Here is a 23,771-nt window from a genome sequence, read left to right as displayed (position 1 = left end):
GGCCACGCGGTGCGACACCTGCCCCACCAGCAGTTTCTTCGTCTACTGGCGCTCCCCGCCCCCACCCGTCAGCCGCGTCAACAACCGGGTGTCATGACGCACGCATCGGCGACTTGCCAGCGCCCGGTCGTGGACACGGGAAAGGACGACGGAGCCGGGATCAGCAGCCGGGCCTCGAATTACCCCTGCCTTGTAAAGGGATTCCTTCGCGCAGAACAGGAGCCGACCCCAGTGGCAGTGAGTCGATATCGAAGACAGCGTGGCGAAATGCCTTCGCTCCGTATGCGACGCGATATGCGGCAGAACGCCCTGGGGTAAGGGAGCGTGCGGCTCGGCGTCGATGCCCATGGACATCAGATCGGTGACTCCTGCCACTGCGGCCGTTCTGTATCCGGCGCAATGGGTGAGGGAATCCGTGAACCCGTAAGGCCAGACAGGGGCGCCGCGCTCGTCGGGAAGGATGGCAGCCGACGGGGCAGAGAGTGACGCCAGAGCTCGCCGGGCGCAAGCCCTGACCGCAGCGAATTCACGACGCCGACCGGGAACCGCGAGCGACCACCGCTTCTTCGGCATCGTAGAGCGGAGCTTCGCTGAACTCGTCGCCGAAAGCCTCTGCGGCAGCCGCCTGCACCGGCAGGATCGCTTCGATCATGGATGTGACGGAGTGGACAGGATGAGCTGGGACACCTCGGCGACGACCTTGTCCGCGCGCGCCGTCAGATAGAAGTGGTCGCCCTTGAAGACGCGCATCGAGAAAGTGCCGCTGGTGTGCTCGCGCCAGGCCTTGGCCTCCTCCAATGTGGTCAGCGGGTCGGCGTCTCCGACGAAGGCGTGGATCGGACAGGTGACGCGAGGGATGCCGACGGGTCGGTAGGTCTCGATGGCGGTGTAGTCGGCACGCAGAGCCGGCAGGAAGAGGCGGCGAGTTTCCGGATCGGCGAATGTGGCGGGATCTGTGCCGCCGAGCGCAGCGACGGTGGCGATGAGCCCGGCGTCGTCCTGACGGTGCACGGCCTCCTCCCGGATGCGGGAGGGCGCGCGCCTGCCGGAGACGATGAGCCCGGTGGGCGTCTCGTTCAGCTCTGCTTCCATCAGCCTCGCCACCTCGAACGCGAGCGCGGCTCCCATGCTGTGACCGAAGAGCCAGGTGCGGCCCACCTTGTCCTTGGGCAGGGCGCGGAACACTTGAGCGGCCAGGGTGTGGATGTTGCTGATTGCGGGTTCCCTGTGCCGGTCCTGACGCCCCGGGTACTGCACGGCCAGGACCTCCACCTTTCCTGCCAGCGCACGAGAAACCGGGAAGTAGTAGCTGGCTGCCCCGCCCGCGTGAGGGAAACAGACCATTCTCGGCGCCCGCTCGTCCGCAGGCTGAAAGCTGCGCGCCCATGCCGACACGTGGTTTTGGGGGATTACCGACATCAGCCAAGGTCCTTGGATTCGGTGTTTGGTGAAGAGCGACAGCCTCCAGCCCTGCTTTCAGCCTTCAGCCGGGTCCCGCTGGACGGCAACCCCTACGGCCTCCTACCTCACCCCTCTCCTTCCGGACCCGCCCGACTCGACAGAGTCGTCACGCTTCGTTCATGACGAATCACACAGAGTGACGAATCTCCATCCTTTGCCATCCCTTGATGTTTTGTTTCGTTCTGTTCTACGTGGGTTGCTAAACTGCGACTAGTGAGGTACACGGGACACGCATGTGTCCTTTGTGTTAATCGGGGATCCTGTCCGGCGAGCCTCACTTGGCCTCGATCGGACATGGCAACCACTTCACACGGGGGTTTGCTGCATGTTTTTCGTCGAATACCGTGAGGCGTTCCGCATTCTGCAGGATTCAATGTCGCTGGCTGCCGCCGGAAATGGTCAGCTCGTTCTTGTGAGCGGCGCATTAGGAGGCGGCAAAACGCGCCTTCTTCATGAATTCTGGAAATCGGCATCAGGACATGACGCACTCGTGCTCTGGGCTACCGGCTCACGCGCCGAGCAGGGACTGCCGATGGGGGTGGTCGATCAGCTGATTCATCACGCGGATCTTCCGAATGACCTCACCGACGGTATATCCCGGCTCATCGGCCGGTCCTTTCAGGAGTTCAGCGCTCCTGCGTTCGACTCACCGGCCGAGTTACCGGCGCTGCGGGAAATCTGCCAGCTGCTGTTAGAGCTGTGCACCGAGAGGCACGTCGTGATTTGCGTCGACGATCTGCAGTTCGTGGACCCTGCCTCTCTGCAGGTTCTGCTCTACCTGCAGCACAGGATGAGGTCTCGGCGCCTGTTGGTGATCCTCAGCGAATGGGAGTATCCGTGGGTTGCCCAGCCGCCGTGCCGGGCCGAGGTCACCCGGCAGCCACACCTGCGGATCCAGCTGAAACTGATGACCGAGGAAAAGATCTGCTCGTTGCTCGCAACGATCACTGATCCGTCTACCACCGCCTGGCTCGCGCGCAGGCTCCACCACCTCAGCGGCGGCAACCCGACCCTCGTCAACGCCCTGGTCGAGGACTTACAGCTCGCAACGGAACACGAGGGGGCGCCTGGCCCCGGTCTGGGTAAACGGTTCGGCCGGGCCGTCGTGACCTGTCTGCACCGCTGGGAACCCCAGATGTTCGACGTAGCCTGCGGCCTTGCGGTGCTCGGCGAGCACGCCTCCCCTTCTCGGCTCAGTCGGCTGCTGGATCTCGATGCGGCACAGGTCGGGCATTCGATCGAGGTCCTCACCCGGGCCGGCCTCATCGGCGCCGACCGCCTGGGCTCCCGCGAGGTCGCTTCCGTAATCCTGGCCGGCATGTCGGCCGAGGAACGGTCGGCGATGCACTTGGGCGCTGCCGGCCTGTTGTACGACGCCGGAGAAGACGCTGCCGATATTGCCGCGCATCTGCTCGCCGCAGCCCGCGCGGACGGCGACTGGGCTCCGCGAGTGCTGTCCGAAGCGGCCGAACGGGCCCTGGGCAAGGGGGACTCCACGACCGCGCTCAGCTGTCTGGGCCTGGCGCTGGACGCGGCCGACGACACCGACCAGCGTCGTGTGGTCCTGCGGCGGCTGTTCAAACTCACACTGCAGACCAATCCCACCGCCGCGCTCTCGTTCCTGTCGCTGCTCCGGGAGGCGCTGCGCGCGGGCAGGCTCGTCGACCGGGACGTAGTTTCCCTCGTACGACTCCTGGTGTCCCGCGGGGACGCCGACGGCGCGGTGAGTGTCATGGAAGACGCCATGACGAGCGGCATCGCCCTCGGTCAAGAGGCCCGCTTGGAACTTGAGTTGACGTTCCGGCGCTGGTACGGCGCCGCGTGCCCGCCGTTCCTCACCTCGGACAGTCTGCGAGCCTGGTACACCAAGGCCTCCGGTACCGGGGCACCGCGCCTTGACACGGGCCAGATCTTCGCCCGGGTGTGGGTCAGGGGTGGCGACGAGGAGAGCGCGGAGGCGGCCGAGCAGGTGCTCCGGCAGAGCAGACTGGGCGTCAGGCCGCTGGAGACGATGAGCGCGGCAATTCTTGCCTTGGCCTACGGAGGCCGGTGCGACAGGGCGCTGTCCTGGTGCGACGAACTGATCGAGCATTTCGGCGACCGGGGTGCCACGGCCTGCCTGGCTGAAATGCAGGCTGTACGGGCCGATGTGTGCTTGCGCAGTGGCGATTCCGACGCCGCGATCGAGCTGGCGCAGAACGCGGTCACGCTGCTTCGGAACGAGGGCTGGGGCCTGCTCGTCGGGTACCCGCTGTCGGTTCTCATCGAGGCCAACCTCGCACTGGGCCGAGTGCGGGAGGCTGTGGACAACGCCGCGCGGCCCGTACCGGAGGCGATGCTGGAGACGGCCGTCGGTGTCCGCTACGCGCACGCCCTCGGACGACTGGCGATGGCCAGTGGCAGGATCACCGAGGCTCTGGACTACTTCCACGCCTGCCGCCACCGGCTGGATGTGTGGAACGTGCAGATGGGCGTGCCCGTCCCGCTGCCCGCCAGCACGGCCGAGGCCCTACTGATCAGGGGCGACAGGACCGGCGCGCGCGAGGTGCTCCAGGACTGGCTGGAGCAGCCTGCGTGCCGGGACGGCAGGACAGCGGGCATGGCACTGCGCCTACTGGCCGCCACCGCGGAGCAGGACGAGCGGGTGCGGCTGCTGCTGCGCGCGGTGGACCGGCTCAGGGCCGCCGACGATTCCGTCGAACTGCTCCGGGCGGAAAGGGAACTGCAGCACACCTACGACGGCGGCGGCCAGCGCTTTGAACAACGGGATGGCATGCGTCCGGGCCGGCCCGAAAGGGTGCCCGATCCGGCCGGCAGCAATTCTGTCGGCGATCTTGAGGAGCTCAGCGAGGCTGAACTGCGGGTAGCGAGGCTTGCCGCGATGGGACGCTCGAACCGCGACATCAGCCGCGAACTGTGGATCACCGTGTCCACCGTGGAACAGCATCTCACCCGGGTCTACCGCAAGTTGAGGATAAGCGGCCGGTCCAAGCTGTCGAAGCTGTTCGGCCCTATGGCGATGTGCGGACCGCAGTGAGGGTTTTCCAACATCACGGTGATGCGGTTGGTGCTGCAGCGGAGTGAGCTTCGCCCTGTTATGTGGACACCTGCGAACTGTGCAGCCAAGTTCAGGCCACCCGAGTTGATCGAGCGTCGTTCGAATTCGACCGAACTGATATGACCGAGTGCGGAGTGACGGCGCCGGTTGTTGTACCGGGCCAGCCACGTGAAAACGGCCATGCGAGCCTCGGAATTCCTCAACCATCGCTCTCCATAAAGCAGTTCCCGCTTGATGCCGGCGCCGAATGACTCGGCAAGTGCACTGTCGTAGCTCGATCCGACCCGCCCATCGAGCTACGAACCCAGTGCTTACGGCAGGAGTGGCGAGTTCGGCCGTCTCGGATGGTGGGAACGCGGTGGTCTCGCCGTAGTCGGTGCCGGTGGTGAGGCAGTGGTGGAGGCAGCCGAGCAGGCGGTTGAAGAGGCTGCGTTGGGCGGCGGTGTGGCGGTCGCCCGCCTCGCGGCGGCGGTCGTAGTGGGCGCCGGGTGAGGCGGTCAGGGCGGCGAACGCCCCTACGTAACCGGCTGCGGCCAGGCGCTGGTTCTTGACCCGGCGGGTCATGACCGCAACGCTCTTGCCAGACGCCCGGGTGACCGGTGCGGCTCCGGCGAAAGCCTTCAGGCCCTTGGCGCCGGCGAAGCGGGATCGGTCGTCGCCGATCTCGGCGGGCACCCGGGCGCCGGTGAGTGAGCCGAGCCCTGGGAAGCTGGTGATGATCTCGGCGTTCGGGTGCTTCTCAAAAGACTCCACCGCCGCTTGTGCGAGGTCATCCGCGCTGATGCAGGCGACGTCCGGCTTGCGCACCAAGGTCACGGTCTGGCGGCCCTGCGCCTGCCGAGGATCCGGAGGCGTTCGCGAGCCTGCTCCACGACGTCGAGACGAAGATCTTCGGCACGCTCCCGGACGAGACCTGGGTCTACCCGGGACACGGCAACGACACGACGCTGGGCGCGGAGCGCCCGCACCTGCCGGAGTGGCACGCGCGCGGGTGGTGAGGATCGGCCGGAGTGGTGAGCGTCCGGCGTGAGTCGGTGCGTGCGCGCCCCGTGTGAATCCTTCGCACACGCCGGTGTCCCGCGCGCGCTCCCGTCATACGTGGTTGCGCGGTCGACTGGAAGCAGCACCGCTCAGGACGACGGCTCCTGCGCGGACGGGCCGCCGGTCGACCGACCCCGCCCCAGACCGGCGGCCCCGGCGCGCGTCGCGGAATCGGCACAGCACAGGTGCTGTTCACAGGAGCGCAACATGTGTTCCCACTATGCGGACAATTGAGGCTGTGACCTGGACAATCAGGACGTCTGGCTGCCACTCTCCCGCCATGCACCTTGCCCCTCGCGTACTGCGCCGCGCGATATCCGCCGCAACCGTAGCCCTGCTCGCCACCGCCGTCGGCTGTGCTCCGCAGCCGGAGGACAAGGCCTCGGACCAGGCCTCCGGTTCGACCGCGACCACCTGCGCCAAGGGCAAGTTGGCCACCCAGACCTCCGGCAAGCTGACGATCGCCACGGACGAGCCGGCGTACGAGCCGTGGTTCGAGGACGACAAGCCGGCCAACGGCAAGGGCTTCGAGTCGGCGGTCGCGTACGCCGTGGCGAAGCAGCTCGGCTACGCCAAGAGCGCCGTCGTCTGGCAGAGCGTCCCCTTCAACAAGGCCTTCGCGCCCGGCGTGAAGACCTTCGACTTCGACATCAACCAGGTGTCGATCAGCACCGAGCGCAAGAAGGCCGTCGACTTCTCGTCCGGCTACTACGACGTGCGTCAGGCCGTCATCGCGCTCAAGGGCAGCAAGGCCGCCAAGGCGACGAGCATCGCGGGCCTCAAAGGCCTCAAGCTGGGCGCCCAGGTCGGCACCACGAGCCTGAACTACATCAGCGACGTGGTGAAGCCGACGCAGCAGGAGGCCGCGTTCTCCAAGAACGACCAGGCCGTCTCCGCGCTCAAGAACGGCCAGGTCGACGCGATCGTCGTCGACCTGCCGACCGCCTTCTACATCACCTCGGCGGAGGTGACCAACGCCAAGATCGTCGGCCAGTTCGAGAACCAGGGCGGCACGCCCGAGCAGTTCGGACTCGTCCTCGACAAGGGCAGCGACCTCACGTCGTGCGTGTCGTCGGCCGTGGACGCGCTCCGCAAGGACGGCACGCTGGCCGCGCTGGAGAAGCAGTGGCTCTCCGACGCCGTCGACGCCCCGGTCCTCAAGTGACCGTGGTGAAGGACGACTCCGGCCGGGAGGCCGCGGACGACAAGGGCGACATGCCCGGCGGGGGCGACGCGTACGTCCCCTCGCAGCGGCGCGTGGACCGCGAGCGGCACAAACGCGCGCGTGCCCGTCGCGCGACCGCGATCGCCGCGGTGTCGACCCTGGTGACGGCCGTCGTCCTGTACGTGGTCGTGGTCAGCGCGCCGGGCTGGGAGCGCACCAAGGAGACGTTCTTCGACGGGCACTACGCGCGCGAGGCGTTCCCCAAGGTCCTCGATGGCCTGTGGCTGAACATCCGGCTGCTGCTGATCTGCGGCGTGCTGGTGCTCGTCCTGGGCATGCTGATAGCCATCGCGCGCACCCTGCGCGGACCGGTGTTCTTCCCCCTGCGGGTGCTGGCGGCCGCGTACACGGACTTCTTCCGCGGGCTGCCGCTGATCATCAACCTGATGATCGTGGTCTTCGGAGTGCCCGCTCTGCGCCTCCAAGGCGTGACCGTCGACCCCGTGTGGCTGGGCGGTGCGGCGCTGACGCTGACCTACTCGGCGTACGTCGCCGAGGTGTTCCGCGCCGGCATCGAGTCCGTGCACCCCTCGCAGCGGGCCGCGGCCCGCTCGCTGGGCCTGAGCAACCGGCAGGCGCTGCGGCACGTGGTGCTCCCCCAGGCCGTACGCCGGCAGGTGCCGCCCTTGTTGAACGATCTGGTGTCCCTCCAGAAGGACACCGGGCTCGTGTCGATCGGCGGCGCGATCGACGCCGTAAGGGCGTCCGACATCATCGCGCAACGCGCCCTGAACTACACGCCGTACATCGTCGCCGGGCTCGTCTTCGTGGCGCTGACCATCCCGATGACCCGCTTCACGGACTGGGTGACCGCGCGGATGGACCGGCAGCGCGCCCAGGGAGGCACGACATGAGCGACGACAACACCTCTCCCGTGCTGCGCATGGAGTCCGTCCGCAAGACCTTCGGTACGTCGGTCGTCCTGCGGGACGTCGATCTGGAGGTCCCTCCGCACACCGTGACGGCGCTGATCGGCGCCTCCGGCTCCGGCAAGTCGACGCTGCTGCGGTGCGCGAACCTCCTGGAGGACATCGACGACGGCGCGATCTGGCTGGACGGCGAGGAGATCACCGACCCGCGCGTCGACCCGGACGCGATACGGCGCCGTATCGGCGTGGTGTTCCAGGCGTACAACCTGTTCCCGCACATGACCGTCCTGGAGAACATCACCCTCGCCCCGCGCCGGGTGCACGGCGTGTCCCGCGCGGAGGCCGAGACACACGCGCGTGAGCTGCTGGAGCGGCTCGGGCTCGGCGACAAGGCTGGCGCCTACCCGGACCGGCTGAGCGGTGGTCAGCAGCAGCGGGTGGCGATCGTGCGCGCCCTGGCCGTACGTCCCCGGCTGTTGCTCTTCGACGAGATCACCGCCGCGCTCGACCCCGAGTTGGTCGGTGAAGTGCTCGCCGTGGTGCGGGACTTGAAGGACGAGGGCATGACCATGGTGCTGGCCACGCACGAGATGGGCTTCGCCCGGGACGTCGCCGACCAGGTGTGTTTCCTGGACGGAGGCGTCGTCCTGGAGCGCGGCACGGCCCAGCAGATCTTCGGCGACCCGCAGCAGGAGCGCACACAGCGCTTCCTGCGACGGATCGTGGAGGCGGGCCGCCTGTGACGGGGCGTCTGTAACTGTTGGTCTGTAAGAGGCGTGCGCCAGGAGGCCGATCCTTACCGCCCTACACCCTACGCGTCGGCCTTCCCCGCGCCCGCCAGCGCGGCGACCCGCTCCACGCCGAACACGTACCCCTGCACACCGCACCCCGCGATGACACCGTCGGCGCGCAGCGAGACGTACGAGTGGTGCCGGAACGTCTCGCGCTGGTGGATGTTGGAGATGTGGACCTCCACCACCGGTAGTCCGTCACAGGTGTTGAGGGCGTCCAGGATCGCGACCGAGGTGTGCGAGTAGGCGGCCGGGTTGATCACGATGCCGCAGTGGTTGAGGCGTGCCTCGTGGATCCAGTCGACCAGTTCGCCCTCGTGGTTGGACTGCCGGAAGTCCACCGTGCCACCGTGCCCGGCCGCCGCGTCGACGCACAGGGCCTCGACGTCGGCGAGTGTGCCGGAGCCGTAGATCTCCGGCTGGCGCTGGCCCAGGAGGTTCAGGTTGGGGCCGTTGAGGATCATGATCGGGGCGTTGGCCAGGGTGCGGGGCACGGTTCCTCCGGTCCGTTCGGACATGTCGTTCGAGACGGGGCCGCCGGTCGACGGCCGCTGCTCGGATCCGGTCTATCACGACCCCTCCGCACCTCCGCGCGCCCCCGTAACCGTTGCTCACTGTGGGTAGTTGACGCGGCATGCACGATGTACGCACCGTAAGGCCCCCTTCCATGCTGCGCCTCGCGGCCGCCTCGCTCGCCGGGACCGCGATCGAGTTCTACGACTTCTTCGTCTACGGCACGGCGGCGGCCCTGGTTCTCGGCCCCCTGTTCTTCCCGACGTTCTCGCCGGTGGCGGGGACCCTGGCCGCCTTCGGGACGTTCGGGGTGGGTTTCGTGGCGCGACCGCTGGGCTCGATCCTGTTCGGGCACTTCGGGGACCGGCGCGGACGCCGACCGGTGCTCGTCGCCTCGCTACTGCTGACCGGTGCCTCGACGGTCGCGGTCGGCTGCGTACCGTCGTACGGCTCGATCGGGGTGGCCGCTCCCGTGCTCCTCCTGGTGCTGCGTTTTCTGCAGGGCCTCGGACTCGGCGGGGAGTGGGGCGGTGCGGTGCTGCTGACCGCCGAGCACGCGCCGGCCGGACGGCGCGGGCTGTGGTCGAGCTTTCCGCAGGCCGGGCCCGCGGTGGGGTTCCTGCTGGCCAACGGCGTGATGCTGGCGCTGTCGGCGACCCTGACGGACGCGCAGTTCGCGCAGTGGGGCTGGCGGGTGCCGTTCTGGGTGGCCGGGGTGCTGGCCCTCGGCGGGCTGTGGCTGCGTTCGTCGCTCGCCGAGAGCCCCCGCTTCCTCGAAATCGACGACCACGCGCGTGTGCCGCTCGCCGAAGTCGTGCGCGAGCACTGGCGGTTGGTCCTGCTGACCGCCGGCGCGCTGTCGGTGGGGTACGCCATCTTCTACGCGGTGACGACGTGGTCCCTCGCCTACGGCACGGAGCGGCTCGGGGTCGGCCGTACGGTCATGCTGGCGTGCATCATGGCCGCCGTGGTGGTGAAGGGCTCGCTCACCCCGCTGGTGGCGCTGCTGAGCGACCGCTATGGGCGCCGTCCGCTGTGTCTGCTGGGGTGCGCGGCCGCCGCGCTGTGGATGTTCCCGATGGTCGCGCTGCTCGCCACGGGCGCGCCGCTGCTGATGTTCCTCGGGTTCCTGGGGGCGCTGCTCGCGTTCGTGACCATGTTCGCCGTGCTCGGCGCGTATCTGCCGGAGCTGTACGAGCCCCGGGTGCGCTGCACGGGCGCCGCCGTCGGCTACAACCTCGGCGGGGTCATCGGCGGCGCGCTCACCCCGATCGTGGCGACGGCGCTCGCCGAGCACAGCGGGCGCGTCCCCTGGGGTGTGGGTGCCTATTTGACGGGGATCGCCCTGTTCAGCCTGGGCTGCTTCGCGCTGCTGCCGGAGACCCGGCCGGTGGAGATGGCGGTGGTGGAGCCGGTCGCCGGGTGAGGGCTCGCGCGGCGGGTGACGTAAAGCGGCAGGGACGTAAAGGCTTGCGCAAGCGTTTACGTACCGTCCGGAACACCCCGCACTCACTACGGAACGCCTCGCGTACGGAACTCCGCACGTCACGGATTGATCGCCAGCTCCAAGTACGCCGCGAACAGCACCAGATGGACTCCGCCCTGGAGCGGTGTCGCCCGGCCCGGCACGACCGTCAGCGAACTCACCACGATCGTCAGGGCGAGCAGCACCATGTGCGTGGAGCCGAGGCCGAGGACGAGCGGGCCCGAGAGCCAGATGGACGCGAGGGCGACGGCCGGGATGGTGAGGCCGATGCTGGCCATCGCGGAGCCAAGCGCGAGGTTGAGGCTGGTCTGCACCCGGTCGCGGCGGGCGGAGCGCAGGGCGGCGATGGTCTCGGGGAGCAGCACGAGCAGCGCGATGATCACGCCGACGACGGCGTGGTGCAGCCCGGCCGCCTCGACGCCGGACTCGATGGTCGGCGAGACGCCCTTGGCCAGTCCGACCACGCCGATCAGGGCGAGACCCAGCAGGCCCAGGCTGATCAGGGCGGTGCTGGCGGAGGGCGCGTCCGCGTGGAGGTCCTTGGTGATCGTCTCGCCCTGGTGGGAGACGGGCAGGAAGTAGTCGCGGTGCCGCACGGTCTGCGTGGCCACGAAGAGGCCGTACAGGGCGAGTGAGGAGAGCGCGGCGAAGGTGAGCTGGGCGCCGGAGAACTCCGGGCCCGGCTTGCTGGTGGTGAAGGTCGGCAGGACCAGGCTGAGCGTGGCCAGGGTCGCCACGGTGGCGAGGGCGGCGCCGGTGCCCTCGGGGTTGAAGACCGCCGTGCCGTGGCGCAGCGAGGCGACGATGAGGACCAGGCCGACGATGCCGTTGCAGGTGATCATGACGGCCGCGAAGACGGTGTCCCTGGCGAGGGTCGAGCTCTTGTCGCCGCCGTCGGCCATCAGGGTGACGATCAGGGCCACCTCGATGATCGTGACGGCGACGGCGAGGACGAGGGAGCCGAAGGGTTCTCCGACACGGTGGGCGATCACCTCGGCGTGGTGCACCGCGGCCAGCACGGCGCCGGCGAGGACCAGGGTCACCAGGGCGACGACCACGACGGGCAGGTCCTTGCGCCCCCAGGTGAAGATCAACAGGACGGCGGCGAGCACCGGTACGAGGGTCGTCCACCGGTTGGTGAGCGACCTGAGCCGAGTGATCATGAAGCGATCCTCGCAGAGGCGTACGGGCCCCGCACTCCGGCGCCGCGGGGCCCGTACGGCGCTACTTGAACTCGGTCATGTCCAGTACGTCGCAGTCGGTGAACGACGGCGGCCTGGTACACAACGCGGCCATCCGCTCGGCCATTTCGCCGGTCTCGGGATCCTGGCTGTTGCGCATGGCGTCCTCGTACGAGTCGAACTCGATCACGACGAGGACATGGCCGGGATTGTTCCGGTCCCGCAGGACGAGGCGGTGCGTCGGCCCGCCGGCCCGGCCGGCCATCCGCTTGTCCGCTTCCTCGGCGACCGCCTGCATCTCGCCGAAGCGGTCGGTCTCGAAGTCGACGATCTGCACGAACTTCTTCGATACGTCCATGGATACCTCCACCCGGCCGTGGCGCTCCCGGACCGGTCGCGCTCGGTATCCAACGAAGCACCGGGAGCGGTGGTCGGCAATTCATCGTGCGGTGCTCCCGGTGATCGTTGTTCCTACGTCCGACGTGGTCAGGCGTCGATGCTGTCCTTCGGAGCGCCTTCGGTCCCCGTCCGCGCCGCCTCGGCCGACGCCGTCTTCTTGTTGGCCATCAGACTGGTGATCGTGGTGACGATCAGGACCGCGCAGATCACGCCCAGCGAGACGGGGATGGAGATCTCCGGGACATGGACGCCGGACTCGTGCAGGGCGTGCAGCACGAGCTTGACCCCGATGAAGCCGAGGATGACCGACAGGCCGTAGCTGAGGTGGACCAGCTTCTTCAGCAGGCCGCCGATGAGGAAGTACAGCTGCCTCAGGCCCATCAGCGCGAAGGCGTTGGCCGTGAACACGATGTACGGGTCCTGGGTCAGGCCGAAGATCGCCGGGATGGAGTCGAGGGCGAACAGCACGTCCGTCGTACCGATCGCGAGCATCACGACCAGCATCGGGGTCATGATCCGCTTGCCGTTCTCCCGGATCCACAGCTTGGTGCCGTGGTACCGGTCGGCCACGCCGAAGCGGCGCTCGGCGGCCTTGAGCAGCTTGTTCTCCTCGAACTCCTCTTCCTCCTCGTCGGCGCGGGCCTCCTGGATGAGCTTCCAGGCGGTCCAGATGAGGAAGGCGCCGAAGATGTAGAAGACCCACGCGAAGCTGGCGAGGATGGCCGCGCCGGCCGCGATGAAGATGGCCCGCAGGACCAGGGCTATGAGGACACCGACGAGCAGCACGCGCTGCTGGTACTGCGAGGGCACGGCGAACTTCGCCATGATCAGGACGAAGACGAAGAGGTTGTCGACGCTCAGCGACTTCTCGGTGATGAAGCCGGCGAAGAACTCGCCGCCGGCCTGGCCGTCCCCGAAGACGAGCAGGCCGAGTCCGAAGAGTCCGGCGAGGGCGATCCAGACGATCGTCCAGATTCCGGCTTCCTTGATCGACACGTCATGCGGCTTGCGGCCGATGAAGAAGTCGACCGCGATGAGGGCCGCCAGCCCCACGATGGTCAGGACCCACAGGGTCACGGAAACATCCACTACTGCTCCTCCGGCGGTATTAACGGCAAATGGTCAGCGTCGTCGCTACCGGAGGTCTCTTCCACCTTGGACGGGTGCCCAGGGCCGACGCCCCGGGATCTGGCCTGATCCGTATTGACGGGTACGCCGCAGCAGATAGGGAGTACTCCCCTCCGTACGGAAAAGCCTACCCCAACCACCAAGGAAAGGTAAAGCTATTGCCAAAGAAAGGATAAAAGCGCAGGTGGAAGCTCTTTACCTGAGCTTGGTGCGGGCCGTCGCGACCTCCGTCAGCACCTGCCGCAGCACCTGACTGCCGGACGGCGCCAGCGAAGGCTCGTACGTCCAGGCGTGTCCGACCCAGGGGTCGGCGAGGTGGTCGTCGGGCAGCGGGGTGAGTCGCATCAGCGAACGCCAGAGGGGGTCGAGCAACGGGCCGTAGCCCGCGGCGTCCTCACGGTCCGCGACCATCATCAGATGGACGCCGACACTCGGTCCCTCGTCGGCGAGGTAGCGCAGCTGGGTCACGGCCCGGTCGTCGAAGCCGTGCGGGAAGTCGTTGACGATCAGCAGTTGCTCGGCCGTGTCGAGGCCGGGCGGCAGCGAGTCGGCGGCGCCGCCGCGCACCGCCATCTGCACCAGGTCCACCCGCTGGGTGAGCCGGGTCAGCACGTCCGTCACCCCAGCGGCACCCACGGCGGGCGGCGCCGCGAGCACGCCGGTGTGTACCAGCGGGACCAGCGCCTGCGCCGCCGAACCGGCCGGGTCGATGACCTGCACGGCGAACTCGCCCGCCGGATAGACGGCGAGCAGCCGGGCCGCGTGCGCCACGGCCGTGTCCAGCGCGAGGCGCCGCAGCTCGTGCGAGTCGGTGAACGAGCCGTCCAGGGACTCCGCGCCACCGCTGTCGATCCACAGACCGCGCTCCAACGGCAGCCGGACCAGCATCGGGATGCGCAGCTCAGGGCTCTCCGGGAGGTGCAGATCGCCGAGGCGCACGGCCATCGGGATCTCCATGGGGACGCGGTAGCCGTGCCAGACGGGGTTGTCCCAGCCCGCGAACGCCGGAGGGAGCGCGGGTTCGACCACGTCGGACTCGGCGGCCAGCTGGGCGAGGTCCCGGTCGAGGGCCGCCCGAGCCTGGTCGACTAGTTGGGCGTGCTTGGCCTGCGCCGCCTCCCGGGCCGTGTCCCCCTGACCACCGATCCGGCTCCGCGGATCGGACAGCGCCTGGTCCAGCTCCTTCTCCATGCGCGAGTCCGCGAAGTCGACCGCGCTGCGGTACGCGGCCATGGTGCGCGCCAGATCCTCGAACATCCCCCACACCTGGTTGTACAGCCGCTCCTCCATCGACCAACCGGTCGCGTCCCCGGCGACGGGTCGCGCGGCCTGCCCGGGCGGAGCCGGCGCCGCGGTCGGCGCGGGCGACGGGGGCGCCCCGGTCTGGTGCCGACGCGGGTGGCTGTAGTCGATCGGGCCATCCGTGGCGGGGGCGGCCGGCTGAGTGGCGGCCGGATCCGCAGGAGCGGCGGAACCGGGGAATCCGGACTGCGGCGCTACGGTCCCCGGGGTGCCCTGCGTCGTGTACGGAGACGTCGGCTGCGGTGCTACGGCTCCGGAGGCGCCCTGTGTCGTAGGGCCGCTCCCCTCGGGGCCGAGGGCCGGTGTGGCCGTCTGGCGGGTGCGGTCGCCGTCCGGGGTACGGGGTGGGGGTGCTGCCACGGAGCGGGCGAGGCCGTGGGCCACCGCTTCGTTGATGGTGCCCGCGAGGTGCGGGGCGTGGGGCAGGCCCTGGTCGGTGAGGAGTTCGGCGAGGCCGCCCGCGTAGCCCTGGCCGACGGCGCGTACCTTCCAGGCGCCCTGCCTGCGGTACAACTCCAGGGCCACGACGGCGGATTCGGCGTCCAGGCCGGTGATCGTGTAGCTGGCGACCTCGGTGCCGTCGAGGCCGGTGACGGCTACGAAGGGTGCGGCGACGGCGCCGAAGCGGGCGGGGCCGTCGCCGCCGAGGGGCAGGGCGAGGAGCACGCTGACGCGGTGCACGGCCTCCGGCATGGCGCCCAGGTCCACCGCGAGGCGGTGGTCGGCGGCCGCCTGCTTGGAGACCTCCAGGCCGGGCAGGGTGGGTGTGCCCGGGTGGGCCACCCACTCGACGCCGTGGATCCTGCCCCGCTCGTCGCCGAGCGTGGCGGCGGCCACGACCGACTGGCCGGCCGCGACCCGGATCTCCAGGCGCAGTTGGGAGAGCGGGTGGTTCTGCCCTCGCGCCAGCTCGGCTGCCATCGCTCTCGTCCCCCTGCTCAGCCGTGTCCTGTCGTGTGCGCCGGGCCGTCCTACAGGTGCGGCAGGATCGCCGGCATCAGGTCCTGGAAGGTGCGGCCGTTGGTCGGTGTGCCGAGGGCCGTCAGTGTCCAGCCCGAGCCGGTGCGGTGCACCTTCGCCATGATCTGGGCGGTGTACTGGCCGCCGCCCGCCAGCGTGTAGCGGGCCAGCTCCTGGCCGTTGGTCTCGTCGACCAGGCGGCAGAACGCGTTCTGCACCTCCTGGAAGGTCTGGCCCGTGAAGGAGTTCACGGTGAAGACGATCTGGTCGATGTGGACCGGCACGCGCGCGAGGTCGACGAGGATCGCCTCGTCGTCCCCGCCCTGGCCGACCCCGCCGACGAGGTTGTCACCGGTGTGGCGCACGGAGCCGTCGTCGCTGACCAGGTGGCGGAAGAACACGACGTCGACGGGCTGCTTGTCCGCGAAGAGCACGGCGGACGCGTCGAGGTCGATCTCCCGGGTGCGCGAGCCGAACAGGCCGCGCCGGGGAGCCGCCTGCCAGCCGAGACCCATGCGCACCGCGGTCAGGCCGGATCCGTCGTTCTTCTGCAGACTGATGGCCTGACCCTTGGTCATGTTGACCGTCACGGCTGTTCCCCTCTCGAACTGTCCCCTGTTGCCGCGGAATCCGCGGATGTCCAGAACCCTACGCAGCGCCACTGACGGTGCCGAACCCCGCATCGGACTTTGTGTCGGTCTTGCAACACAGAGCGCATACCCCGAGGTCCGGCGGTCCACCCGGGCGGTCAGGCCAGGCCGCCCTCCTTCATCTGCCGCAGTTCCTTCTTCATCTCGTGCACCTCGTCGCGCAGCCGGGCCGCGACCTCGAACTGCAGGTCCGCGGCGGCGGCACGCATGCGTGCCGTCATCTCCTCGATCTGCTCGGCGAGTTCGGCCGCGGGACGGTCGGTCGGCACCGTGTCCTGGGCCTTGCCCTTGGCGGACCTGGCGCCCTTCGCGGCCTTGCCGCCGAGCGCGGGCACGGGGGTCTTGGCGCCCTTGCCGTCCTTGGCCTTGCGGTAGCCCGAGCCGAGCAGCTGCTCCGTGTCGACGTCCTCGCGGGCGATCTGCGCGACGATGTCGTTGATCTTCTTGCGGAGCGGCTGGGGGTCGATGCCGCGCTCCGTGTTGTACGCGACCTGCTTCTCCCGGCGGCGGTTGGTCTCCTCGATGGCCTTCTCCATCGCCGGGGTGATCCTGTCGGCGTACATGTGGACCTGACCGGAGACGTTGCGCGCCGCGCGGCCGATGGTCTGGATCAGGGAGGTGCCGGAGCGCAGGAAGCCCTCCTTGTCGGCGTCCAGGATGGCGACCAGGGACACCTCGGGCAGGTCGAGGCCCTCCCGGAGGAGGTTGATGCCCACCAGGACGTCGAACTCGCCGGAGCGCAGCTCGCGCAGCAGCTCGATGCGGCGCAGGGTGTCGACGTCGCTGTGCAGGTAGCGGACCTGGATGCCGAGCTCCAGGAAGTAGTCCGTGAGGTCCTCGGCCATCTTCTTGGTGAGCGTGGTGACCAGGACCCGCTCGTCCTTCTCGGTGCGCTTGCGGATCTCGTGCACCAGGTCGTCGATCTGGCCCTCGGTGGGCTTGACGACGACCTCGGGGTCGATGAGGCCGGTGGGGCGGATGATCTGCTCGACGGCGCCGTCCGCGCGCGAGAGCTCGTACTTGCCGGGGGTCGCCGACAGGTAGACCGTCTGTCCGATGCGCTTCTGGAACTCCTCCCACTTCAGGGGCCGGTTGTCCAGGGCGGAGGGCAGCCGGAAGCCGTGGTCGACGAGGGTGCGCTTGCGGGAGGCGTCGCCCTCGTACATGGCGCCGATCTGCGGGACGGTGTTGTGCGACTCGTCGATGACGAGCAGGAAGTCTTCCGGAAAGTAGTCGATCAGGGTGTTCGGCGCGGAGCCGGGCTCGCGGCCGTCGAAGTGCATCGAGTAGTTCTCGACACCGGAGCAGGAACCGATCTGGCGGAGCATCTCCAGGTCGTACGTGGTCCGCATGCGCAGGCGCTGGGCCTCCAGGAGCTTGCCCTGCTTCTCCATCTCGGCCAGCCGCTCGGCGAGTTCCTTCTCGATGTCGTTGACGGCCCGCTCCATGCGCTCGGGGCCGGCGATGTAGTGGGAGGCCGGGAAGACGTAGAGGTGCTCGTCCTCGCTGATGATCTCGCCGGTGAGCGGGTGGAGGGTGGAGAGGGCCTCGATCTCGTCGCCGAACATCTCGATGCGGACGGCCAGCTCTTCGTAGACCGGGAAGATCTCGATGGTGTCGCCGCGGACGCGGAAGGTGCCGCGGCTGAAGGCCACGTCGTTGCGCGTGTACTGGATGTCCACGAAGCGGCGCAGCAGCTGGTCGCGGTCGATCTCGTCGCCGACCTTGAGGGGGACCATGCGGTCCACGTACTCCTGCGGAGTACCGAGGCCGTAGATGCAGGAGACGGAGGCGACCACGATGACGTCGCGACGGGTGAGCAGCGAGTTGGTCGCGGAGTGGCGCAGTCGCTCGACCTCCTCGTTGACCGAGGAGTCCTTCTCGATGTAGGTGTCCGACTGCGGGACGTAGGCCTCGGGCTGGTAGTAGTCGTAGTACGAGACGAAGTACTCGACGGCGTTGTTCGGCAGGAGCTCGCGGAACTCGTTGGCCAGCTGGGCGGCCAGGGTCTTGTTCGGCGCCATCACCAGGGTGGGGCGCTGGAGCTTCTCGATCATCCACGCGGTGGTGGCGGACTTGCCGGTGCCGGTCGCGCCCAGCAGGACGACATCCTTCTCACCTGCCTCGACGCGTCGGGCCAGCTCGGCGATGGCCGCCGGCTGGTCGCCGCTGGGCTGGTAGGAGCTGACGACCTCGAAGGGCGCCACCGTGCGTTCGATGTGGGAAACGGGCCGCATGGAACCAACCGTACGACCCACCACTGACAACGGGGTCGGATCAGCGGTTCTGCGGGGTGCGGGAGCGGCGGTGCCCGAGCTCGCGGGCGGCGCGGACGGGGGCGCGCCGGGGGTGCGGCACGAGGGCGCCGGCCGGGACTCCTGGTTTGTGCTCGACGGGGGCCTGGGCGGGCTTCCCCATGACCATCAGCGGGTCGAACATCACGACGACGCCGGCCAGGAGGAGGAAGGCGAGGGGGCCGATCATCATGGGCGCGAGCAGGGACGCGGCCGACACGCCGTCGGTGGTCGGTGCCGTGCCGTGGACGTGGACGCTGAGGGCGGCCATGCCGGTGTAGTGCATGCCGGCGACGGCGAGCCCCATGACGAGGCTCGCGCCCACGCTCCACAGGAACCCGCGGACCTGGCCGGCGGCCCAGAGGGCGGTGATCGCGGCCACGACCGCTATGACGACGGACACGGAGACGGTGAACGTGTTGTATTCGAGCTTTCCGTTGAGGCGCATGCTGGCCATGCCCAGGTAGTGCATCGAGGCGATGCCCAGGCCGGTGAGAGTGCCGCCGGTGAAGAGCGCCGTCCCCTTCGCTCCCCTGTAGCCGACGATGAAGATCCCGACACCCACCATGACGATGGCGACGGCGAGGCTCGCGAAGGTCATGGGTTTGTCGTAGTGGACCGGTGTCTGGCGGACCGAGAACCCCATCATCGCGATGAAGTGCATCGTCCATATGCCGGAACCGATCGCCGCCGATCCGAGGGCGAGCCATCCGGGGCGCCAGGACTGGGCGACGAGCATCGATCTGGTGGTGCAGCGCAGGCCGAGGGCGCCGCCGAGGCACGCCATGAGGTAGGCCACCAGCGGTGTGACGAGTCCGTAGCTGAATCCGTCGACCGTGCCCTGCATGCGCAGTTGCCCTTCCGTCCTGTTCCATTCCGGAATTCCTGAAACGCGCCCAGCCCCAGGACCGCCGGAACGGTCAGGGTCGACGCAGAGAGTATGACCCCCACCGGAATGGTCGAACGATTTTCCGGCAAAGAAACACGGCCCTGCCCCAGTTGTGCGGCACCGGTGAGCGGACTTGGGCAACACCATTCATTCTGTGTCCATCCTGTACCCCACGGGTAGTGACGTTCCGCTGTCATCCTTGAGCTGTATGTGATCGCTCGATGCGAGGAGTACGCATGCACCTGCGCGCAGTTGCCGCCTCGACCACCGCGCTCCTGGGGGCCGCCGCCCTTCTGCTCCCCTCCCCCGCCGCCCGGGCCGGCGACGCCACCCAGTGGCCGACGGTCGTGGCCCACCGGGGCGCGTCCTCCTATGCGCCCGAAAACACCCTGGCCTCCATCGACAAGGCGGCCCAGCTCGGCTTCCAGTGGGTCGAGAACGACGTCCAGCGCACCAAGGACGGCGAGCTCGTCGTCATCCACGACGACAGCCTGAAGCGCACCACCGATGTCCAGAAGGTGTTCCCAGATCGGGCTCCCTGGAAGGTGAAGGACTTCACCGCCGCCGAGATCGCGCGCCTCGACGCGGGAAGCTGGTTCGGTCCCGCGTTCACAGGCACGCGCGTGCCCACGCTCACGCAATACATGCGCGAAGTGGAGCACAACCACGAGAGTCTGCTCCTGGAGATCAAGAACCCGGAGCTGTACCCCGGCATCGAGCAGCAGACCCTCAAGCTCCTGGGCAACGAGGGGTGGCTGGACCAGGGGCACCTCGACGGCCGGCTGATCGTGCAGAGCTTCAGCGCGGACAGCATCCGCATCGTGCACGACCTGAAGCCCGCCATCAGGACCGCCTTCCTCGGCACGCCCCCCTTGTCCGCCCTTCAGGGCTACGCCGCCTACACCGACCTGATCAACCCGTCGTACGGCTCGATCTCCCTCGGCTACGTCTCCGCCGTGCACGGGCACACGGGCCCGCACGGCCGTCCGATGGAGGTGTACGCCTGGACCGTCGACGACGCGCCCACGGCGTGGAAGGTCGCCGGGTACGGCGTGGACGGGCTCATCACGAACAAGCCGGACGTGGTGCGGTCCGCGCTGAACGGGTTCTGAGGCCGCTCGCGGGGCGTTGTCAGTGCCGGGTCGTACGGTGGGCGCATGGACAGCCATGGGCAGAACGAGCAGCGGGTCGTGTGGACCGTCGTCGGCACCGACATCGGTCCCCTGCTGCTGGCCGCGACGCGGGACGGCCTGGTCAACGTCGTCTTCCACGCCACGGACGCGGTGCGCGACAAGACCCTCGACCGACTGGCGACCCGGCTGGGCACCGAGCCGGTCGAGGCGCCCGACTCCCCCTTGCTGGCCGAGGCGATACGTCAGATCGAGGCCTACTTCGCCGGTGACCGGCGCGACTTCGAGCTGCCGCTCGACTGGTCCCTGAGCTCCGGCTTCAACCGGCAGGTGCTGCGCGAGCTGGCCTCCGGCGTGCGGTACGGCTCGGTGGTCGGGTACGGCGATCTGGCCGGGCGGGTCGGGCAGCCGTTCGCGGCCCAGGCGGTCGGGGTGGCGATGGGGTCCAATCCGCTGCCGGTCGTGGTGCCGTGCCATCGGGTCGTCGAGAGCGACGGTGGGATCGGCGGGTTCGGGGGCGGCCTGGAGACGAAGAGGAAGCTGCTGGCGCTGGAGGGGGTGCTGCCCGAGCCGTTGTTCTGAGGGCTCGGGCGGACCGGGAATTCGGGGGAATGCTGTGCTGGTGAGGACCGGCTTCACGTGCGCGTGCGGCGACGGCGGTACCGGGTGTGTGCTGTGACCGCCGTCGAGGGGCAGGGCGCGGTGCCCGTCGCGGCCGACCGGCTGCCCGCGCTGCGGCGCCGGGTGTCCGGTGTGCTGATCACGACCCAGATCCTGGGCGGGCTCGGCGTCGCCACCGGGATCGCGCTGGCCGCCGTGCTGGCCAAGCAGGTCAGTGGGACCGAGTCGCTGTCCGGGCTGGCGCCCACGGCGACGGTCACGGGGACCGCGGTGCTGTCGATGCCGTTCGCGGCGCTGATGACGGCGCGCGGCCGGCGTCCGGGGCTGGTCCTCGGGTATCTGGTCGGGGCGCTGGGAGCCGGGATCGTGGTGCTCGCGGCGAGCATCGGGAGTTTTCCACTGCTGCTGTGCGGCATGGCCGCGTTCGGGGCGGCCTCGTCGGCGAATCTGCAGTCCCGGTTCGCGGCCGCCGATCTGGCCGAGCCGGAGCAGCGGGCCCGGGCCATCTCCCATGTCGTGTGGGCGACGACCATAGGGGCGGTCCTCGGACCCAACATCGCCGCGCCGGCGGGCCGTAGCGTCTCCGGGATCGGGATACCCGCGGCGGCCGGGCCCTTTCTGTGGGCGGGCGGGATCTTCCTCATCGCCGCGGTCGTGGTCGCCGTACTGCTGCGGCCCGATCCGTTGTTGACGGCGCGGGCGCTCGCGCCGGACGAGGACCGGTCGCCCGCCGCGCGGTCGCTGCGGGCCGGGTTCGCGGCGGTGGCGGCCTCGCCGCGGGCGCGGCTGGCGCTGGTGACGGTGGCCGTGTCGCACACGGCGATGGTGTCGGTGATGGCGATGACCCCGGTCGAGTTGGGGCACCACGGGGCGAGCATCGATCTGGTCGGGCTGGTGATCAGTGGGCACATCGCGGGGATGTACGCGTTCTCGCCGCTCATGGGGAGACTGTCCGACCGGGTCGGGCGATTGTCGGGGATAGGGCTCGCGGTGGGGCTGCTGGCCTGTGCCGCGTTCATCGCCGGTACGGCGGGCGGGATCCACGGGCGGATCGCGCTGGGGCTGTTCGTGCTGGGCCTGGGCTGGTCGGCGGGGCTCGTCTCCGGCTCGGCGCTGCTCACGGACTCGGTGCCGCAGTCCGCGCGTGCCGCCGCGCAGGGCCTGTCCGACCTCGCCATGAACACCTCGGCGGGCATCGGCGGGGCGGTGGCCGGGCTGGTGGTCGCCGAGGCGAGTTACGGATGGCTGAACCTCACCGCCGCCTGCCTGCTGATACCCCTGGCCGCGCTGGCCCTGTTCACCCGCTCCCGGAAGATCCCGGTTTCCGATGCCCCGCGAAGGGTGGCCGGGAGGCCGAGCCGGTAGCAGACTCCGCCGTGCGCGCGCACAGCCACTGGCATCCGGGGGACCGGAGCCGAAGGGACGGCGAACACGCATGAGTGGAAGCGGAAACAGGGCAGTCGCGTATCTCAAGCCGGGAGCGGTCGACGTCAGGACCATCGACTACCCGACGCTTGAACTGCAGGACGGGCCGGGAGTCGCCCCCGCCAACGTCGGCCGCAAGGTCCGGCACGGGGTGATCCTGAAGGTGCTCGCCAGCAACATCTGTGGCAGCGACCAGCACATGGTGCGCGGTCGGACGACCGCGCCCGAGGGGCTGGTCCTCGGACACGAGATCACCGGAGAGGTCGTCGAACGGGGTCCGGACGTCGAGTTCATCGACGTGGGCGACATCGTCTCCGTACCGTTCAACATCGCCTGCGGGCGGTGCCGCAACTGCAAGGAACGCAAGACCGGCATCTGCCTGAACGTCAACCCGGCCCGCCCCGGGGCGGCTTACGGCTATGTCGACATGGGCGGCTGGGTCGGCGGTCAGGCCGAGTACGCCATGGTCCCGTACGCGGACTTCAACCTGTTGAGGTTCCCGGACCGGGACGAGGCACGCGAGAAGCTGCTCGACCTGACCATGCTGTCCGACATCTTCCCGACCGGTTTCCACGGCGCGGTCACAGCGGGCGCCGGGGTCGGGTCCACGGTGTACGTCGCCGGGGCGGGTCCGGTCGGTCTGGCGGCGGCAGCGTCGGCGCAGCTCCTGGGCGCCGCGGTCGTCATCGTCGGCGACCTGAACGCCGAACGCCTGGGCCAGGCGAGGAGTTTCGGCTGCGAGACCGTCGACGTCTCACGCGGCGACATCGGGGAGCAGATCGCCGAGATCCTCGGCGAACCCGAGGTGGACGCCGCGGTCGACGCGGTCGGCTTCGAGGCGCGGGCGCACGGCCCGGACGCCCCGGAGGCGCCGGCGACGGTCCTCAACTCGCTGATGGGCGTCACGCGCGCGGGCGGTGCCCTGGGCATCCCCGGGCTGTACGTCACCGCCGACCCCGGCGGGGTCGACGAGGACGCGAAGAGCGGCACCCTGAAGGTGCGGCTCGGCCTCGGGTGGGCCAAGAGCCACGGGTTCACGACCGGTCAGTGCCCGGTGATGACGTACCACCGGAGTCTGATGATGGCGATCCTGCACGGGCGCGTGCACATCGCCAGGGCGGTCAACGCGACCCCGATCGCGCTGGAGGACGCACCGCGCGGCTACGCCGAGTTCGACCAGGGCGCCAGCCGCAAGTACGTGCTCGATCCGCACGGGACGCTGGCGGGCGTGAGCCCGGTCTGACGCACGGAAAGCGGGGGCCACGCACGCGTGGCCCCCTTTTTCCACGTCGACCGCTGGTGGTGTCCCCCACAGTCCGCGAGGGTTTGACCAGGCCCGGCACCCGCC

General features: G+C 69.2%; 20 protein-coding genes and 3 pseudogenes. 10 read left to right on the top strand and 13 right to left on the bottom strand.

The window, feature by feature from the left end; genetic code table 11:
- Positions 1-42 precede the first annotated feature (42 nt).
- The 3 genes from OG194_RS47750 to OG194_RS35745 are packed head-to-tail and all read right to left on the bottom strand — an operon-like array spanning position 43 to position 1,419.
- On the bottom strand, positions 43-573 hold the full coding sequence (locus tag OG194_RS47750) for a 4'-phosphopantetheinyl transferase family protein (RefSeq protein WP_442811678.1): 531 nt from the start codon (positions 571-573) through the stop codon (positions 43-45).
- Positions 527-652: a hypothetical protein gene (locus OG194_RS35750; protein WP_327404898.1), complete on the bottom strand. Its 126-nt coding sequence runs from the start codon at positions 650-652 to the stop codon at positions 527-529. The genes OG194_RS47750 and OG194_RS35750 overlap by 47 nt, the downstream gene beginning before the upstream one ends.
- Positions 649-1,419: a thioesterase II family protein gene (locus OG194_RS35745; protein WP_327404897.1), complete on the bottom strand. Its 771-nt coding sequence runs from the start codon at positions 1,417-1,419 to the stop codon at positions 649-651. The genes OG194_RS35750 and OG194_RS35745 overlap by 4 nt, the downstream gene beginning before the upstream one ends.
- Positions 1,420-1,786: 367 nt before the next feature.
- Here OG194_RS35745 and OG194_RS35740 point away from each other — a divergent pair, with 367 nt between their 5' ends.
- On the top strand, positions 1,787-4,498 hold the full coding sequence (locus OG194_RS35740; protein ID WP_327404896.1) for a helix-turn-helix transcriptional regulator: 2,712 nt from the start codon (positions 1,787-1,789) through the stop codon (positions 4,496-4,498).
- Here the strand turns inward: OG194_RS35740 and OG194_RS35735 are convergent.
- Positions 4,420-4,794 (bottom strand): annotated as a pseudogene (locus OG194_RS35735) (integrase core domain-containing protein); the annotation flags it as partial. The gene OG194_RS35740 and the pseudogene OG194_RS35735 overlap by 79 nt on opposite strands.
- A 271-nt stretch (positions 4,795-5,065) precedes the next feature.
- Positions 5,066-5,194 (bottom strand): annotated as a pseudogene (locus OG194_RS47745) (transposase); the annotation flags it as partial.
- Between the two features lie 164 nt (positions 5,195-5,358).
- Between OG194_RS47745 and OG194_RS35725 the strand changes: the two are divergent.
- The 4 genes and pseudogenes from OG194_RS35725 to OG194_RS35710 form a co-directional block, all read left to right on the top strand.
- Positions 5,359-5,517 (top strand): annotated as a pseudogene (locus OG194_RS35725) (MBL fold metallo-hydrolase); the annotation flags it as partial.
- Positions 5,518-5,840: 323 nt separating this feature from the next.
- A complete protein-coding gene (locus OG194_RS35720; RefSeq protein ID WP_327404895.1) occupies positions 5,841-6,725 on the top strand; it encodes an ABC transporter substrate-binding protein in 885 nt (294 codons plus the stop codon).
- A complete protein-coding gene (locus OG194_RS35715) occupies positions 6,722-7,639 on the top strand; it encodes an amino acid ABC transporter permease (RefSeq protein ID WP_327404894.1) in 918 nt (305 codons plus the stop codon). The genes OG194_RS35720 and OG194_RS35715 overlap by 4 nt, the downstream gene beginning before the upstream one ends.
- Positions 7,636-8,397, top strand: a complete 762-nt coding sequence (locus tag OG194_RS35710) for an amino acid ABC transporter ATP-binding protein (protein ID WP_327404893.1) — start codon at positions 7,636-7,638, stop codon at positions 8,395-8,397. Before OG194_RS35715 ends, OG194_RS35710 begins: the two co-directional genes overlap by 4 nt.
- A gap of 68 nt (positions 8,398-8,465) precedes the next feature.
- Here the strand turns inward: OG194_RS35710 and aroQ are convergent, their stop codons facing one another.
- Complete coding sequence (aroQ, locus tag OG194_RS35705; RefSeq protein ID WP_327404892.1) at positions 8,466-8,939, bottom strand: type II 3-dehydroquinate dehydratase; 474 nt, start codon at positions 8,937-8,939, stop codon at positions 8,466-8,468.
- Positions 8,940-9,112: 173 nt separating this feature from the next.
- On the opposite strand from aroQ, the gene OG194_RS35700 reads away from it, so the two are divergent.
- Positions 9,113-10,384, top strand: coding sequence for an MFS transporter (locus OG194_RS35700; protein ID WP_327404891.1), 1,272 nt, complete (start codon positions 9,113-9,115; stop codon positions 10,382-10,384).
- A 119-nt stretch (positions 10,385-10,503) separates the two neighbouring features.
- Here OG194_RS35700 and OG194_RS35695 read toward each other — a convergent pair whose 3' ends face one another.
- The 7 genes from OG194_RS35695 to OG194_RS35665 form a co-directional block, all read right to left on the bottom strand.
- Positions 10,504-11,607 carry a calcium:proton antiporter gene (locus OG194_RS35695; RefSeq protein ID WP_327404890.1) on the bottom strand — a complete coding sequence of 368 codons (1,104 nt, stop codon included), beginning with the start codon at positions 11,605-11,607 and terminating at the stop codon, positions 10,504-10,506.
- Between the two features lie 61 nt (positions 11,608-11,668).
- Positions 11,669-11,983, bottom strand: a complete 315-nt coding sequence (locus OG194_RS35690) for a hypothetical protein (protein WP_327404889.1) — start codon at positions 11,981-11,983, stop codon at positions 11,669-11,671.
- Between the two features lie 128 nt (positions 11,984-12,111).
- The gene (locus OG194_RS35685) at positions 12,112-13,113 is read right to left on the bottom strand and encodes a TerC family protein (RefSeq protein ID WP_327404888.1); all 1,002 of its coding nucleotides are present in this window, start codon (positions 13,111-13,113) and stop codon (positions 12,112-12,114) included.
- A 234-nt stretch (positions 13,114-13,347) separates the two neighbouring features.
- On the bottom strand, positions 13,348-15,375 hold the full coding sequence (locus tag OG194_RS35680; RefSeq protein ID WP_327404887.1) for a TerD family protein: 2,028 nt from the start codon (positions 15,373-15,375) through the stop codon (positions 13,348-13,350).
- A gap of 50 nt (positions 15,376-15,425) precedes the next feature.
- Positions 15,426-16,004 (bottom strand): TerD family protein, encoded by a 579-nt coding sequence (locus tag OG194_RS35675; protein WP_033283094.1) that lies wholly within the window; start codon positions 16,002-16,004, stop codon positions 15,426-15,428.
- Positions 16,005-16,162: 158 nt separating this feature from the next.
- On the bottom strand, positions 16,163-18,301 hold the full coding sequence (gene uvrB / locus OG194_RS35670; protein WP_327404886.1) for an excinuclease ABC subunit UvrB: 2,139 nt from the start codon (positions 18,299-18,301) through the stop codon (positions 16,163-16,165).
- Positions 18,302-18,341: 40 nt separating this feature from the next.
- Entirely contained in the window at positions 18,342-19,205 is an 864-nt protein-coding gene (locus OG194_RS35665; RefSeq protein ID WP_327404885.1) for an MHYT domain-containing protein, read from the bottom strand.
- Between the two features lie 278 nt (positions 19,206-19,483).
- Between OG194_RS35665 and OG194_RS35660 the strand changes: the two genes are divergently transcribed.
- The 4 genes from OG194_RS35660 (at position 19,484) to fdhA (ending at position 23,666) form a co-directional block, all read left to right on the top strand.
- Positions 19,484-20,359, top strand: coding sequence for a glycerophosphodiester phosphodiesterase (locus OG194_RS35660; protein WP_327404884.1), 876 nt, complete (start codon positions 19,484-19,486; stop codon positions 20,357-20,359).
- A gap of 45 nt (positions 20,360-20,404) precedes the next feature.
- Positions 20,405-20,959 (top strand): methylated-DNA--[protein]-cysteine S-methyltransferase, encoded by a 555-nt coding sequence (locus OG194_RS35655; RefSeq protein ID WP_327404883.1) that lies wholly within the window; start codon positions 20,405-20,407, stop codon positions 20,957-20,959.
- Positions 20,960-21,052: 93 nt separating this feature from the next.
- Entirely contained in the window at positions 21,053-22,363 is a 1,311-nt protein-coding gene (locus OG194_RS35650) for an MFS transporter (protein ID WP_327404881.1), read from the top strand.
- Positions 22,364-22,433: 70 nt separating this feature from the next.
- Positions 22,434-23,666, top strand: a complete 1,233-nt coding sequence (fdhA, locus tag OG194_RS35645) for a formaldehyde dehydrogenase, glutathione-independent (RefSeq protein ID WP_327404880.1) — start codon at positions 22,434-22,436, stop codon at positions 23,664-23,666.
- Positions 23,667-23,771 lie beyond the last annotated feature (105 nt).

The sequence above is a fragment of the Streptomyces sp. NBC_01288 genome, assembly GCF_035982055.1.
Lineage (GTDB): Bacteria > Actinomycetota > Actinomycetes > Streptomycetales > Streptomycetaceae > Streptomyces.
The sequence above is the reverse complement of the archived record's forward strand: the minus strand, read 5'-3'. Positions and strand labels throughout refer to the sequence as shown.